Here is a 14,975-nt window from a genome sequence, read left to right on the forward strand (position 1 = left end):
GGCGCATCAGGCGGAGAAAGGTCGGAATTCAAGCTGGCATTTTCCATGTACTATGTATAGACATATTTCAGATCCGATTGTCCAGCGTGCTTTTCTAAAGAGAGAAAAAACCATGCACAGCCTCTGGTTCGAGCGAGCATTCCCGCCAGGCAGCCGGGCGGAAAAGGTGCGTGTGGATACATCTGGGGGCGAGATCGAGGTGACGGTCGCAGGCGAGCTGTGCCAGCTCAAATATTTGCAACGCCTTGCCGAACATGCGCGCAACGTTCTGGCATCAGGCAAAGGTGGATCAACCGGCCGCGCGCTCTTCGAAGGCGCCCATCGCGGCGGTGCGCCGGCGCTCGGCGTTGCCGTTACCGGCATCCCGTTCGGTGCGCCAGCCGATATCGTCAGTCTCGCCACGGGCCATCCGGCACCAACTACCCGGTCACGCGAGCGCGCTCATTGACGTCTGGATCTTCTCGGCAAATTCGACAATGGTGGGCTGCACCCGGCGACGCGGCGTCAAGCTGGTGAAAAAGGGCCGGCATCATTTGCGAGACGCAGCCGAAGAGCGCTACAAGGATTTTTTTAAACCGGGTACTTCAGTGACTTATTCCAACGGACAAACCAGTTCTGCCTCCGGCGACATTGCGTTGCACAAGCGCATACGGAACGATCTGGAAGAACGTATTCTCTCCGGCGACTGGCCCCCGGGCCACCGTATTCCCTACGAGCACGAACTCATGGCCCAGTACGGCTGTGCGCGCATGACCGTGAACCGCGCGATTTCGGCGCTGGTGCAGTCGGGGCTTGTGGAGCGGCGACGCCGCGCGGGCACATTCGTCGCCCAGCCGGGAATGGAATCGGCGGTGCTGGCCATTCCGAACCTGCCGGAGGAAATCAGGAAGCGCGGAAAGAAATACCGCTACGAGCTTCGCTCGCGCACCGGGCGCACGGCGGATGCGGCGGACGCGAAGACCTTCCAGCTCGATGCCGGATCGCAGATCGTGGAGATAAGGTCCCGACACTTCGCCGACGAACTTCCCTTCGTCAGCGAAACCCGCATCATCAACGTCGCCGCCGTGCCGGCGGCCGCTGATACAAGTTTCGAGGCCACACCACCGGGTTCCTGGCTTCTCGACAACGTTCCCTGGACGGAAGCAGAGCACAACATCTACGCCATCACGCCCACACGACAGGTTGCGCAGGAGCTCGAGATCCCCCGTTCGATGGCCTGCCTGTGCCTGGAGCGCCGCACCTGGCGTAACGGTCTGACGGTCACCTTCGTGCGTCAGATCTTCCGCGGCGACGTCTACCACCTCTCCGCCCGCTTCGCGCCCGGCCACTGAGGCCGACCGGGGACCGCAAAGCCGGTTCCCGCATGCAAAAAGGGCCACCCGCAGGGCGGCCCTTTCCCATTTCACGAAACGGCCGCCCGTTTCAGTCGATGACCTTCAGCTCCAGAACGCGGCCCTGGTCGAACCAGGTTTCCATGCCCGTCACGCGAAGCTGCATCTCGCCTTCCACAACCTCGCCGATATAGGAGATCGGGAGCGGCTCGTCAGAGGTGTCGTCGCCATAGACGATGCAGAACTGCTGGCGGGGACCATAGAAACAGACCGTGCCGGCCGCCGTCCCCTTTTCCTTGATGCGTTCCTTGCCGAGGTCGCCGGTGATGTATTTGTTCTCCCACGGCGCGACGATCGGCAGGGTGAAGAAGATCAGATCGCCATTGAGCTTGCCGTGCTGAAGCATCGTCTTCAGCGGCAGCTTCTCGCGCAGCTCCTTCGCGATGATCGGGCACTTGTCCTCGAAGACCTCGATCTTGCAGATTTCCTTGCCTTCAACTTCCATTGCCAGACGCATGTCGTTTCTCCTGTTCTTCTCTGGGCGCTCAGTCGGCCTTGACCGGCTTCTTGCGGAAACCGCCACCCAGCCCCCAGGGCAGGATGAAGTCGCACCACATGTGCAGTCGGTTGGCGTAGCTCAGCGCCGCCTTGGAAAGGGCCAGGAGCTCGTCGTTGGTGGTGCAGGCGTTGGCCGCGTCCACATATATGCGCGTCATCTCGCAGGCGTGCGGCAGGCCGACGAAGTCGAAGAACGACGCCTTGTAGCCGATGACTTCGGTGATGTAGGCCTGAAGCGTCTTCAGGTCCGGCGTACCGTCTTCCAGAACGCGGATCATGCCCCACAGGAATTCGTCGGCGAAGGTGCGGGCCTCGCCCTCGGCGAAGATCATCGTCGACAGATACTGACCGCGCGAGCCGGAATTGCGCGGAACGTACCCCTCGCTCAGCAAGCGGATTTCTTCCGGCTGTTCGAGCCAGATCTTCTCGCGCTCGGCTTCAAGCGCCTTGATAGCTTCATCAACGGTCATGAGATGTCCTTTCTCAACCAAACACATGCGGGCTGCCCGGCCTGACCGGGGGCGGCACCGCCCTTGCCCGGAGGGCGCGGGCCGGAAGAATTCCCGCCGCCCCGGAGCAAAACCGAAACCGGGGTGCGCCCCCGGCAGAACCTGAATTGGCTTGCGCTCCCCGACAAAGAGGAGAGGGACGCCAGACGCCGGCGACAGCGTCAAATCCCTGTCGAGCGGCCGCGTTTTCCCCTCACAGAATGCGCGCGAAGAAGGCGCGCGCCCGCTCGCTTTGCGGGTTGCCGAACACTTCCGCCGGCGGCCCCACCTCGACCATGCGGCCATCGTCCATGAAGGCGACGCGGTCGCAGATCTCCCGAGCGAACCCCATCTCGTGGGTAACGACGATCATCGTCATGCCGTCGGCAGCCAAGCCCTTCATCACGTCCAGCACCTCGCCGACGAGCTCGGGATCGAGCGCCGATGTCGGCTCGTCGAACAGCATCAGCTTGGGCTGCATCGCCAGCGCCCGGGCAATCGCCACGCGCTGCTGCTGGCCGCCGGAAAGCTCCGACGGATAGGCCCCTTCCTTTTCGGCAAGCCCGACGCGATCGAGCAACTGCCGCGCCCGTTCCCTGGCCTGCGCCGCCGGCTCGCGCTTCACCTGCACGGGCCCCTCGATGATGTTCTGCAGGGCGGTCATGTGACCGAACAGGTTGAACCGCTGAAAGACCATGCCGATGGAGGCGCGGTTGATGGCGATTTCCGCGTCCGACAGTTCGTAGAGCTTATTGCCCTCGCGCCGGTAGCCGACCGCCTCCCCGTCCACGGCGAGATAGCCGGCGCTGATCTTGGTCAGGTGGTTTATGCAGCGCAGGAACGTCGACTTGCCCGAGCCCGAAGGCCCGATCAGGCTGACCACCTCGCCGCGATCGACGTGAAAATCGATGCCCTTGAGGATATCGAGCTGGCGAATGCGCTTCTCGACGCCGCGCGCCTCGACCATGTGAACGCTCATCAGTGACCTCCCCCGACCGGACCGCCACCGTGGCGCCCCCGCGAATAGTGGCGCTCGATGCGGCCCTGGATGACGGTGAGAACGCTGGTCATGAACAAGTACCAGCAGCAGCACACCAGCAGCAGCGGGATGACCTGGAAGTTGCGCGAATAGATCGCCTGGGCCGAATAGAGCAGATCCGACAGGGCAATGACGGAGACGAGCGACGTCATCTTCAGCATGCCGATGGTTTCGTTACCGGTCGGCGGAATGATGAAGGGCATGGCCTGAGGCAGCACGATGCGGAGCATGGCGCGCAGGTGCGTCATGCCGATGGAGCGGGCCGCCTCCTCCTGGCCGCTGTCGACGGAGGAGATGCCCGCGCGCACGATCTCGGCCATGTAGGCCCCCTCGTTGAGAGAGAGCCCGAGGAAGGCGGCCACGAAGGGCGTCACGAGCACGTTCGTATCGATGCCGAAGAAGCGCGGACCGAACGGGATGCCGACGGAAAGATCGGGGAAAAGGGCTGCCAGATTGTACCAGAAGATGAGCTGCACCAGGATCGGCGTTCCCCGGAAGAACCAGATGTAGATCTTGGCGAAACCGGAGACGATCCAGAGGTTCGAACGCAGCATCACGGCAAGGACGACGCCAAGCACCACGCCGGTGACCATGCACAGCACGGTCAGGCCAAGCGTCATCGCAAGGCCGGACAGGATGACGGGCGAAAACAGGTAACTGCCAACCAAGGCCCACTCGAAGCGCGGGTTGAAGACGATGCTCTCCAGAATCTGCAGAGCGATCAGGATGACGATCAGCGGCGGCAGGAAGCGCCATGCGGATCGGCGCGGCACCACCTCCAGATGCTCTGCGGTGGAAGGCGCATCCGCGGGAACTCCCGGGGACGCGCCAGACCGGCCCTCGACGTCTTTGGCGGGATCTGTCTGCACTGTGGGGTCTCTGATTATGGCTGCAGGCGGAACCGTACGGGACGGTCCCGGCGGGTGCAGATCTCCGGGACCGCGGCTGTCCGCGATCCCGGAAACGCATGCTCAGGCAGGATGGGTCGCAGGCGTCAGGGCTTCGGCTCCTCGATCGGCTTCTTGGTCGCCAGATTGATGCCCGGCTCCTTCAGCGCGAGGAGGGAAATGTCCCACTTGGCCATGATCTTGTCGTAGACGCCTTCCTCGTGAACCGCCTTCAGCGCGGCAAGAAGAGCATTGGCCAGCGCCTCGTTGTCCTTCTTGACGACCATGCCGTTGTAGTACTTCGGCATGTAGGGGTTCTCGACGATGCGGATCGGCTCCGGTGCGCGCTTGCGGATTTCCTCGGACGCGGCGATGTCGTTCAGCACGAAGTCAACACGATGGGAATAAAGCGCCAGCAGCGTCGCGTCGCCGGAGGGATACTGGTTGACCGTGATCGGCTTCAGCCCCTTGGAGGTGCAGTGCGGCGTCATCACGTCGTTGACGACGTTCACGAAGTCGAAGCCTTGCTGGATCGCCACCGTCAGGCCGCACAGGCTGTCGGGATCGGAGGTGATCGTCTTGTTCGTCTCAAGCGTGAAGACCGCGCCCGAGGCATAGGCGTCATCGATGAAGGTGACGCGTTCCTGACGCTCCGCATTGTCGGAAATGCACTCCGCCGCCATGTCGTAACGGCCGCTTTCCACGCCGGGGATGAGGCCCGCGAAATCGATCGATTTCACGTCATAGGTGATACCGAGCTTTTCGGTCATCGCCTTCCACAGGTCCGGCTCGTAGCCGACGATGGTCTCGTTGTCGGCGGCGAAGTACTGGCACGGCGGATAGTGCGCGTCGGTGACGATGACGATCTTGCCGGCCTTCTGGATCTTCTCCGGCAGGAGCGCATTGAGGGTCTTGTCTGCCTTGAGGGCCGGAATGCCGGAACCGACGGTTTCTGCAGGCTCGTCCGCGAAGGCTGCGGAGCTGAGCGTCGCGACTGCCAGAGCGGCGGCTCCGGCAATGAGGCGAACTCCAGATTTCATGAAACTCTTCCCTCTGCACGGGTCTGGATTGGACAGCTTGAGATACTGCCTCCACTTTGTGTATAGACATATTAGGGAGTGTCAAGGCGATTTGGACGAAGAGTTAAGCCTGCTTACTATTTGGTCAGCGTGACTTATCATTGGGCTGACCATGGGGCAGATGCCGACCAAAGACTCGCACGGAGTTGCCATTACAACTGATTGTAATATCTAATTTTAATGTGCTCAAATGGGGATTTGCAGTGGCGCTTGAAAACCCTGGGAAAGCGCTTTCAGCCGAAAAACTGCCGTCGCGGAATTAGGCACATGCCGGAACGGACAGCGCGTTCGCGATGAGCTGCCAGATGCAACTGACGCATTATTCATCACATGTTTGGCAGCAGAAGTCCGAGGCAAGAGCCCGCCGTTTGCCGCATGTGAAAGCGCCGGAGGCGGCAATTCCGCCCCCGGCGATATCGTGACGTGATCGATGCGGCACCGCCGGAAACGGATTACCCGCCGATATGGCAGGCCTTCGCCCGGAAGGATGCGTTGCCCGGATCGATGCTCAGCGCGATGGCCGCGATGGCGCAGTAGGCCGATGCCACCGATCCCTCCTGCCAGCCGGGCCAATAGCTCCAGGTATCGCCCGCACAGAAAAACGGCAGATCGAGCGAAAAGGTGGTGATCTGCTCGTAGACGTCCGGCGTCTCCTTCGCCGTGTCGGATGCCCAGCCGCCCACCTGGTGCGGCATGTACTGCCACGCGATCGACATGCCGCGATCGACGTAAATGTCTTTCTCGTGGCCGGGATGGAGACGCCCGAGCCCGGTGATGGCTGTGCCGAGCCGCTTGGCCTGATCGAAAGCCGCGAAGGTGACAGCCCCCTCGCCGCGATTGTAGGCCCCGGTCAGCACGCCCGTATGCGCCGTGAAGTCTTCCGAGGGATACCAGATCTGGCCGATGATATCGTCGGTCCACGAGATTCCGCCGTAGATTTCGTCCTCCGTCTCCCAGAAGCGGGTCTTCCCCTGCCAGCCAACCTTGATCGCCGGGGTCCACAGATCCGGGGTCGGATCGTTCTTCCAGTGGCCGGTGACGGAGAACGCCTCCAGCCCGTCCAGAAACGGCTTCGGCAGATTGGCGGGGTCGAGAACTTCCTTGAGGAGAGACGGCGCCATGGTCGAAACACAGAAGTCAAAGGAAACCGCGTCATCGCTCCAGCTCATGCCCCGCCCCCCGCCCGCGAGCGTCACGGCGACCTGCCCGGGCTTCGCGGCCACGCCCTTGACCGTGGTGTTGAGGTAGACGAGGTCGCCCACCTTCGCCGCACGGGCGCCGATATCGGGCACATCGAACATGAACGCGTCGCTTGCGATGTCCTGCAACAAAAGCTGCTGCCAGATCCGATCCATTCCGCCGACCGGCTGCATCAGCGAGGGTTGCCAGTCGATATTGTAGCCGTTGAAGAGGAACGACCCGGGCGACAGCTCCGGATTGGCCGCCGGATCGCCGATGAACCCTGAATCGAGGATCGACTGCATCCCGATGCGATCGCGCAACGCTCCGGCATCGCGCCAGCCGCCGGGAATGTCGCTGTAACCGATGCGCGAGGAGGTCGCGTCGATCCGCAGGACGCACGGATCGGCAGGGTCCAGCCGCTTCAGATCACCGAAAACCTGCTGCAGTTCGGCCAGTTGCCTGGCCGTGTTGCCACCGAGCTTGCAGGCTTCCATGTTGATGCGCGCGGCCATCTCCGCCATCTCGGAAAACAGGCTGTAGGTCACCTGCCCCATCGCGACAGGCTTCCCGCCATTGAACCTGTCGCTCTGCATCAGGTTCGACATGGACTGGAAGAAATAGGGCTCCAGCGCCACATCGATTTCCTGACAAAGCGCTATCAGGTTGACATGGTTGGAGGGAATGCGGCCGGGGCCGGCGTTGAGGAAAAGTTCCACCGGCTCGCCGTCGTAGCTCCCCGCCTGCCAGGCATCGTCCATGAAGCGGCAGACCTGCTCTTCCGGCACCGGACTGTCGTCGCGTTCCCGGTAGCGGTCGGCATACATGGCAGGAAACAGGCGATCGGGGTTGTATTTGTCGAACCACCAGTCTCGATAGCGGTCGTCCGCCGGCCGTGCGGTGAGACTGCGGCCGCCGTACCGGCTATCGGCCTCGAACACGGCAACCTTGAAGCCGGCATTGGCAAGCACGTAGGCCGTGGTCAGACCGGCGACACCCGCTCCCAGGATGGCCACGGACCGCCCCGCGCCGAAGCCCGGCGGCAGATCGGGTCGCGATGTCTGGTAGGCGGCATGCGCCGGCTTCAGTCCCGAAAACAGGGAGGGCGCAGCCACCCCGCCCCCAATGACCGAAAGACCGCGCAAGAATTCACGGCGAGAAAACCCGCTATTCATGTCAAATCCTCCATTAAAAAATCACTTAATACGCTCGGAATATCTTCTTCGCGTCTAAACACGAAAACAATCCGTTCTTCACCTGACATGCAGGAGTAAATTCAAAGTATTCATCAATTTTCGGAGAAAGACGCCGGGCGAGCGCCGCGCTGAACAAGCCGCAGCGACCGCTCACCCGCGACATCGAAAACATATCAATTTATGATCTGATGTAATTCGTCCCGGCCAAGTCCCGGAAGCACGGCACCACCGCCGCACCAACCGAATGGCTATGGATCGACGGAAGCGACCCGCTTGCCCGGACGGCCCCGCCGCCCGGCTTTCCAACCGGCCCACACGCACGATATTGTTTTGGTGTGATTTCCATCAACCAAGCAAACCGGACCGGTCGATGGGAAGGTGGCGCACCCGACGGGTGATGATGAGAACTCTATCTACGCTACAGCCCTCCTTTGATCCGGGCGCTGATGGCCGAGGTTGGCTATCGCCCCTCATTACCCGAATGCGTGATGAATGCCGGGCAGAATCCGCGCGAGATGGTTGAACTCGGTCATGTCGTGAACCGACATTTCATAGGCCGTCGATTCTGCAACCTGCTCGTTGAAACCAATCTTTTGCAGCATAGCCGGAGCCTTTTCCGCATTGGCGAACCGCGCCATGTCCGCATGGGCTCCGATCCAGTATCGGCTCAGCAGTTCCATGCCGGCACTTGTGTCACGGGCAATATGGACCATCAGCGTGAAGGGTATATCGGGCGCCGGCGTCGCATAGCACACGGCACTGGCGCTGGCGGTGAAGCCTTCTCGCGCCAGGGCCTGGGCGTCGAAGCCGAGCGTCGCCGGATCGGAGAAATGGATGATGGCGTCGAGACGGCTGGGTCCGATCCATTCCTGGATGCGATTGGGATTATTGAAGAACCGCTTCTCGTAGCTAAGCGATGTATCTTTCAGGCGACCAGGGTCGGCAACGCTGGTGTCGATATGCGCCTGAGGGAACCAGAGCATGTAGCGCTCCTTTTCGAGGGGATGCCAGGTGAACCACCACTTGAACATGTCGGTGGTGACGCCGGGCATGACGATGCGGCTTTGCGCATAGGCCATCTGGCCACCAAGAACGGCATAGCCGTTGTCTTTGGTCTTGAAGGACGGGTCGATCAGGCGGTTGAGGTTCTGCGCGCTCGGCGTGGGCACCTCGCCGGGGTCGAGCGGTCCGTACTGGACGGCCTTCGCCGACGCCGAGGGGACAGAGAGATCCGTGTCGAGATAGGGCGCATAAGGGGTCGCGCCCACAGCCTGCTCATTGGCAGTGCGCTGCTTCTGGCATTCCAGGGATAGGTATGTGACAGCGCTCCAGTCCCCGTAGGCGTCGCGATGCGCTGTGGGGTCGGCGGCGGACGTCGCCTGCGCCGGGTCGGAATGGGACAGGATAGCGGCAGACGAGGTTCCGACGATTGCAGCTGGGGCGCTTTTTAAAAGCGTGCGACGGGACAGCGTACGGGTCATGGCGAACTCCTTGGCGAAAATTCGATGCTTGACCCTGAAACTACGCCATGCTCCTCATTGATCAAATCGATCTGGGGAATGATGGAAATCGATGTGACTGATATCTCAAACATTGATCTCAACTTGCTGATCTCGATGGAAGCCCTCCTGGAGGAAAAGAATGTGTCGCGCGCGGCGCGGCGCCTTTCTCTCGGTCAGCCCGCCATGAGCCATAATCTGGCGCGTCTTCGGCGCTTGCTGGGGGACGAATTGCTGGTACGAAGCGCAGGCGGCATGGCGCCGACGGCGAAGGCCATCAGTCTCGAAGTCGAACTTCGCGCGACCATGCGGAAGATACGCATGCTGTTTGAGGAGCAAATGCCTTTTGACCCTTCAACAGCGCAAATGTCCTTTCGACTGGGCGTAACCGACAGCGCCGAAGCAATCCTCATTCCCGCGGTCTCAGCCTTGTTGCTTGAAAAGGCGCCCGGCGTCACGCTCAAGTTGATCCCCTTAGACGGGGTCGATGTCGCCGATAGTCTGGAGATGGGCGTCTTCGATCTCGCAATCGGCACCTTCGCCGGGGGAAGAAGCTACCACAAGCAACGCGTGATCTATCACGAAGGGTATCATACGGTTTTCAATGCCGCCCTGGTCGCCATCGGTGAAGCGATGACGCTTGATGACTTCGGGCGTTATCCTATGGTAGTGGTCGAGGGACCGGACGGAGACGCAATTCGCGACGCGTTGGGACGTCTGGATGTGTGCCCGCATATCGCTTTGCGAACGCCCCATCTGCTGACGGTGCCTTCTATCGTTTCCCAAGCGCCTATGATCGCCACCGTCCACACACAGGTGGCGGAACGTTTCGCCGAGCATTTCGACCTGTCCGTCAGGCCGCTTCCGGAAGAACTCGGCCTTGCACCCGCAAAGCTGATGCTGATGTGGCATGCGGCAAGCGACAAAGCCCCTGCACACCGCTTCTTGCGCGATGTCGTCGTCGAAGGGCTCCGATGTCTGCGTAGGGGGAAACTATAGGCTCCCGCTTTCGCGTTTTTTCCGCTTCCTGCGAAACTGGTTCCGATACCGCGGCGCTGGTAAAGAGAAAGTGGCGCACCCGACGGGACTCGAACCCGTATCCTCCGGCCCCCAATGCCGGTGCTTTAGGGCCGCCTGGGCTCCAGTCCTCCACTCCAGCGATCCGTCAATAGCGATGCCCTGAGAACCATCGATTTCTCGGCCGGAGTTTCTGAACCTTCTGCCGGGGCCGCCTCCTCCCATTAAGCCACAGGTGCAAACTGTGAACGGCCCCGAAACCATCGCGGGGCCATCTCGAAAATCACTGAAAAAGACTACCACATTCCGTAACGCGATGCTCGCACTTTCGCATGAATCAGATCTTGATTTCTCGCTCACAAACCGTTGATCCGATTGGCATTCGGCAATGCTCAGCCGCCGACGCACCGTGCCCTAGCCGAACCTCTTCAGCCCAGCGCCAGCCGCCTCGCGCAAAGGTCAATTCGCTCAGTTCTGTCCAGCCCGCTCCGTCAGGCCGCGCCGGCGCCTTCCGGCTCCAGAACCCGGCCTTTCAGAATCTCCGCAAGCGCTTTGCGGTCGGCTTTTCCGGAAGAAAGCTGCGGGAAGTCCGCAAAGCCGATCACGTGTCGCGGCACCATGTAGCCGGGTAATTCATCGACCAACCGCCGGCGGATCACCTCCACGTGCCGCTCCGCGCGAGGATATTCGCCGCGCTCGAACAGCACCCCGGCCGCCAGCAGCTTCTCGCCGTAACCGGACTCCAGCACCACCACTTCCGCGCTGTGTACATGGGGCACCGAACAGATCACCCGCTGGATCTCGTTCAGATGCACCCGGTAGCCGCCGATATTCACTTCGTTGTCACGCCGCCCATGATAGTAGATGGCGCCGTCGGCAAGATAGGAACAGACGTCGCCCGTTCGGTAGAACCGGATACCGTCGAAGATGGCGATGCGTTTGGCGGTTTCCTCCTCCCGGTTCCAGTAGGCGTCCATCACCTGGACGCCGCCGACCAGCAGCTCCCCCATCGCGCCCGGTTCGGTGATCTCGCCGCCATCATCGTCGACGAGCCGCCCCGCGACATGCTTCAGCGGCTTGCCGATCGGATAGAGTTCGGTCCTTTCCGGCTCGATCCTGTCGATCACATGCGCGGTGGAGGCGCACGTGACCTCCGTCGGACCGTAGGCGTTGATGACCCGCACCCCGCCGTTCTTGGTCATCCAGCGCTGCACCGTCTTCACGTCCGGCACATCGGTGCCGGTCAGGATGGTCTGCAGATGCGGCAGGCGGGCCTCATCGAAATCCTCCGCCTGCGCGATGAGGCCCAGCATCATTCCCCAGGCGGAGAAATGCGTGACCTTGTTCTCCCGGATCGTCTCGAACAGGAAATCGGGCACCACCAGGTCGTCATGCACATGCAGTTCCGCCCCTTGAGCCAGCGGAAACAGCATGTCCATGAGATAGACATCGAAATTGAGCGGCGAGAAGCTCGCGCAGACTGACGAGGCCGTGACGTCGTAGACCTCAGCCGTCCCCTCGAAGAACGGGGCGAGACTGCGATGGGCGATGACGACGCCCTTCGGGTGCCCGGTCGAGCCCGACGTGTAGATGCAGTAGGCGGGCCGCTCGGCATCGAAGCGCGGCAACAGCTCGGCCGAAAGCGGGCAGCTCGGGCAGGCAAGTTCCTCGCTCAGCATCGCTTCCAGCTCGCCGACCATCATTATCCGTGCAGCCCTTCCTGCATCTTCCAGAATGTCCGCAACTTCTGCGCGATGTGCCTCGTCAGTGATGACGACGGCCGGGGTAATCTCCTTCAGGATGTAGTCGAGCCTTGCTGCCGGCATCTTGGGATCGAGCGGAACATGGACGCAGGCCGCCTTGAAGGTTCCCACGATCGCGGCGACGAGGATGGCCTGGCGCGGCGCGACCATCGCCACCCGGTCGCCCGGCCGGCAGCCTTGCTGGCCAAGCCACAGCGCAAAGCGCGTGGAGAACCGGTCAAGGGTGCGGTAGTCGAGGCTCAGCCGACTGTCGGCCAGCGCCTTCTTCCTCGGCATGATCCGGGCGTTATGGGCGATCGCCTCAGCAAGATGTCGGCTGGTGCAAATGGTTTCGTCCTGAAAATCGCTCGTGATGCTCATGGCTCAAATCCGTCCAATGGGCCGCCTGCGCCAGCATCGCGCCCTGCCCGAAACGGGACCAGAGTTCCTCGGTGAGATGCGGCGCAATCGGGTTCAACATGACTAAAAAATCGAGGACGGCGCGTCGGATAAGCGCCCGGTTGGCTGCGGTCGGACGGCTCTTCGCCCGATCCCAGAACTTCCGGATCTTTTCCCAAAGCAACATCAAATTGTTGCAGGCCGCCTGCAGCTCCAGGGTTTCGTAGGCTTTCTCGACCTTCGAAATTCCGAAATTCAGATTGCTCTCAAACTTCTTCTCAAAATTCGTCATTCCGGCGGCATCGAAATCATCCGCCGCCGCCCCGCCGAGCGCCTCCAGGATCTCCAGCGAGGTGTGCCATACGCCCCCCAGAAAATGCCGGGAGGCGGAGGCCCTGTCGTCGGACCAGTTGTAATCGTTCACCGGCCGCGCCGCCCACATGCTCTGGAAACGAACCGCATCGACGCCGTAACGTTCGATGAGCTGGGCAGGCTGAACGATATTGCCAAGCGATTTCGACATCTTCAACCCGTCCTTCAGCACCATGCCGTGAAAGATCGAGCTTCTAAACGGTTCCGATTCCGTCGAAAGCCCGAGCCTGTGAAGCCAGTTGAGGATGATCCGGAAATAGAAATTGGCGACCAGGATGTTCTCCGTCCCGCCGATATCGAAGTCGCACGGCACCCAGCGCGCCACCGCTTCCCGATCGCACATCGCCTCCTCGATCCCGGGATTGCAGTAACGCATGTAGGACCAGGCAGAATTGAAGAACGTGTCGAGCGTGTCCGTCTCCCGCCGGGCCTGCGCTCCGCAGGACGGGCAGGACGCCGCGACAAAGGGCGCGTGCTGGGCGAGCGGATTGCCGCCGACACTCATGTCGACGCCTTCGGTCGGCAGAACCACGGGCAGATCCGCCTCCGGCACCGGCACCGCGCCGCAGGTCTCGCAATGGATGACGGGAATGGGCGCCGACCAGTAGCGCGGGCGCGAGATGCACCAGTCGCGCACGTGGTAGGTCTCGCCATGACGCGCCGCCCCCGCGCGCACCAGTTCGGCGGCAATCGCCTCTTCGGCCGCCCGCGTCTCCATTCCGTCGAAAGCCCCGCTCGATACCAGCCGACCCTCGCCGGTATAGGGCAGCACTCCCTCGGCCTCCGTCCCGTCCTCCGGCTCCACCACGGCGACGACGGGAAGCCCCATCGTCGCGGCGAAGCGGTGGGCGTTCTTGTCGTGGGCCGGGCAGCCGAGCACCGCCCCCGTGCCCAGGTCGATCTGGATGTAGGGGGCAACGGCGACCGGTATCCTCTCCCCGGTCAGCGGATGGATCGCATGGCAAGCGAGCCTGACCCCCGCGCGCTCCGGCGCCTTCATCCGCTCCACTCGCGGCAGCGTGCACATCTCGCGGACGAGGTTACGCTTCGCCTCCACATCCGCCTCCGCACTCAGCAGTTCCTCCACCGCCGGATGCTCCGGCGCAAGCGCGAGGAACGTCGCGCCGTGAATGACCGCGACGCGCGTGGTGAACACGTCCAGGGCCCTTCCCCGCCCCTCGACAGGAACCGACACGAAGAGCCCCGACCTCCGGCCGATCCAGTTGCGCTGCAGTACCTTGGCCTTGTCGGGAAAATCGTACTTGTCGAGCCCGCGCAGCAGATCGCCGGCGATCGCCTGAACGTCGACGAACCAGTTGGCCTGCTGCTCCTTCGTGGCCTCCGCCCCGCAACGCCAGCAGCAGCCGTCATAGACCTGCTCGTGGGCGAGTGCGGTCCGGCATTTCGGGCACCAGTCGGTCCATGTTCGTGCCTGATAGATCGCACCCGCCGCGTGAAGCTGCAGGAAGATCCACTGGGTCCAGCGGTAATAGGACGGCTCGTGATAGGAAAAGAACCGCGTGGGATCGTAGCTGAGGCCGAGCCGCAGCAATTCGCGCGTCATGTCGGCGATGCACTGATCGAGCCAGGCGGCCGGCGTCTTGCCGCTGGCGACCGCCGCATCCTCGACCGGCAGGCCGAGACTATCGAAGGCCTGCACATAGAGCGCATCGTAGCCGCGCAGCCGCTTGTAGCGGGTCAGCGTGTCACCGATCGTGTAGTTGCGCACATGCCCCATGTGCAGCGAACCGCTCGGAAAGGGCGGGTAGTCATAGGCGAAGAAGCGCGGCCTTTCCGAGGGCTGCGGAGCGACGAACACGCGCTCCTCCAGCCAGCGCTTCTGCCAGCGCTCGGCCATCTCGGCCGGATTGTAGGCCTCCCCCGTGGAATAGGTTTCCGTTTTCAATTCGCCCACCCTCGCGCAAAGAAATTTGGTCTTTTCAGATCTTCAGGCCTTCGGCTAATCAAGCGCCGCAAGGCGCGCTGCAAGGCTTGCCGCATATCCTCCCCGGCGGCGGCAAGGTGACCTGTCCGCATATGCAGGCGCCGCACTTTCTCGATATTCCCGTTTCCGGCTCGATATTCCCGTTTCCGGAACGTCTCCCCGCCTTCGCAGGCAAGGGCGCCCCGCGCGAACCGCTGCGCAGCTTAGCGAACCGCCTCGCTCATCGGCTCCAGACATTATCGAC

General features: G+C 62.1%; 12 protein-coding genes. 3 read left to right on the forward strand and 9 right to left on the reverse strand.

All coding sequences use genetic code 11. The features are described 5' to 3' along the window. Positions 1–52: 52 nt before the first annotated feature. Both V2L18_RS20425 and hutC read left to right on the forward strand, forming a co-directional pair. Positions 53–448 (forward strand): hypothetical protein, encoded by a 396-nt coding sequence (locus V2L18_RS20425; RefSeq protein WP_336180184.1) that lies wholly within the window; start codon positions 53–55, stop codon positions 446–448. A gap of 139 nt (positions 449–587) precedes the next feature. Next, the gene (hutC, locus tag V2L18_RS20430; RefSeq protein WP_336180185.1) at positions 588–1,331 is read left to right on the forward strand and encodes a histidine utilization repressor; all 744 of its coding nucleotides are present in this window, start codon (positions 588–590) and stop codon (positions 1,329–1,331) included. Between the two features lie 91 nt (positions 1,332–1,422). Here hutC and V2L18_RS20435 read toward each other — a convergent pair whose 3' ends face one another. The 7 genes from V2L18_RS20435 to V2L18_RS20465 form a co-directional block, all read right to left on the reverse strand. Next, positions 1,423–1,848, reverse strand: coding sequence for a hypothetical protein (locus V2L18_RS20435; protein ID WP_336180186.1), 426 nt, complete (start codon positions 1,846–1,848; stop codon positions 1,423–1,425). A 28-nt stretch (positions 1,849–1,876) separates the two neighbouring features. After that, positions 1,877–2,359 (reverse strand): hypothetical protein, encoded by a 483-nt coding sequence (locus V2L18_RS20440; RefSeq protein WP_336180187.1) that lies wholly within the window; start codon positions 2,357–2,359, stop codon positions 1,877–1,879. Between the two features lie 232 nt (positions 2,360–2,591). Then, positions 2,592–3,356 (reverse strand): amino acid ABC transporter ATP-binding protein, encoded by a 765-nt coding sequence (locus tag V2L18_RS20445; RefSeq protein ID WP_336180188.1) that lies wholly within the window; start codon positions 3,354–3,356, stop codon positions 2,592–2,594. Next, positions 3,356–4,285 (reverse strand): amino acid ABC transporter permease, encoded by a 930-nt coding sequence (locus V2L18_RS20450; RefSeq protein ID WP_336180189.1) that lies wholly within the window; start codon positions 4,283–4,285, stop codon positions 3,356–3,358. The genes V2L18_RS20445 and V2L18_RS20450 overlap by 1 nt, the downstream gene beginning before the upstream one ends. A gap of 125 nt (positions 4,286–4,410) precedes the next feature. After that, positions 4,411–5,343: an ABC transporter substrate-binding protein gene (locus V2L18_RS20455; protein ID WP_336180190.1), complete on the reverse strand. Its 933-nt coding sequence runs from the start codon at positions 5,341–5,343 to the stop codon at positions 4,411–4,413. A gap of 491 nt (positions 5,344–5,834) precedes the next feature. Then, entirely contained in the window at positions 5,835–7,676 is a 1,842-nt protein-coding gene (locus V2L18_RS20460; RefSeq protein WP_336180191.1) for an FAD-dependent oxidoreductase, read from the reverse strand. A gap of 554 nt (positions 7,677–8,230) precedes the next feature. Continuing rightward, complete coding sequence (locus V2L18_RS20465) at positions 8,231–9,238, reverse strand: 2,4-diacetylphloroglucinol hydrolase (protein WP_336180192.1); 1,008 nt, start codon at positions 9,236–9,238, stop codon at positions 8,231–8,233. Positions 9,239–9,316: 78 nt separating this feature from the next. On the opposite strand from V2L18_RS20465, the gene V2L18_RS20470 reads away from it, so the two are divergent. Further along, a complete protein-coding gene (locus V2L18_RS20470) occupies positions 9,317–10,255 on the forward strand; it encodes a LysR family transcriptional regulator (protein WP_336180193.1) in 939 nt (312 codons plus the stop codon). 509 nt (positions 10,256–10,764) lie between these two features. Here V2L18_RS20470 and V2L18_RS20475 read toward each other — a convergent pair. Both V2L18_RS20475 and leuS read right to left on the reverse strand, forming a co-directional pair. Then, positions 10,765–12,396 (reverse strand): amino acid adenylation domain-containing protein, encoded by a 1,632-nt coding sequence (locus V2L18_RS20475; RefSeq protein ID WP_336180194.1) that lies wholly within the window; start codon positions 12,394–12,396, stop codon positions 10,765–10,767. Further along, complete coding sequence (leuS, locus tag V2L18_RS20480; RefSeq protein WP_336180195.1) at positions 12,338–14,692, reverse strand: leucine--tRNA ligase; 2,355 nt, start codon at positions 14,690–14,692, stop codon at positions 12,338–12,340. The genes V2L18_RS20475 and leuS overlap by 59 nt, the downstream gene beginning before the upstream one ends. Positions 14,693–14,975: the final 283 nt, after the last annotated feature.

Source organism: Breoghania sp. JC706 (assembly GCF_037026715.1).
Lineage (GTDB): Bacteria > Pseudomonadota > Alphaproteobacteria > Rhizobiales > Stappiaceae > Breoghania.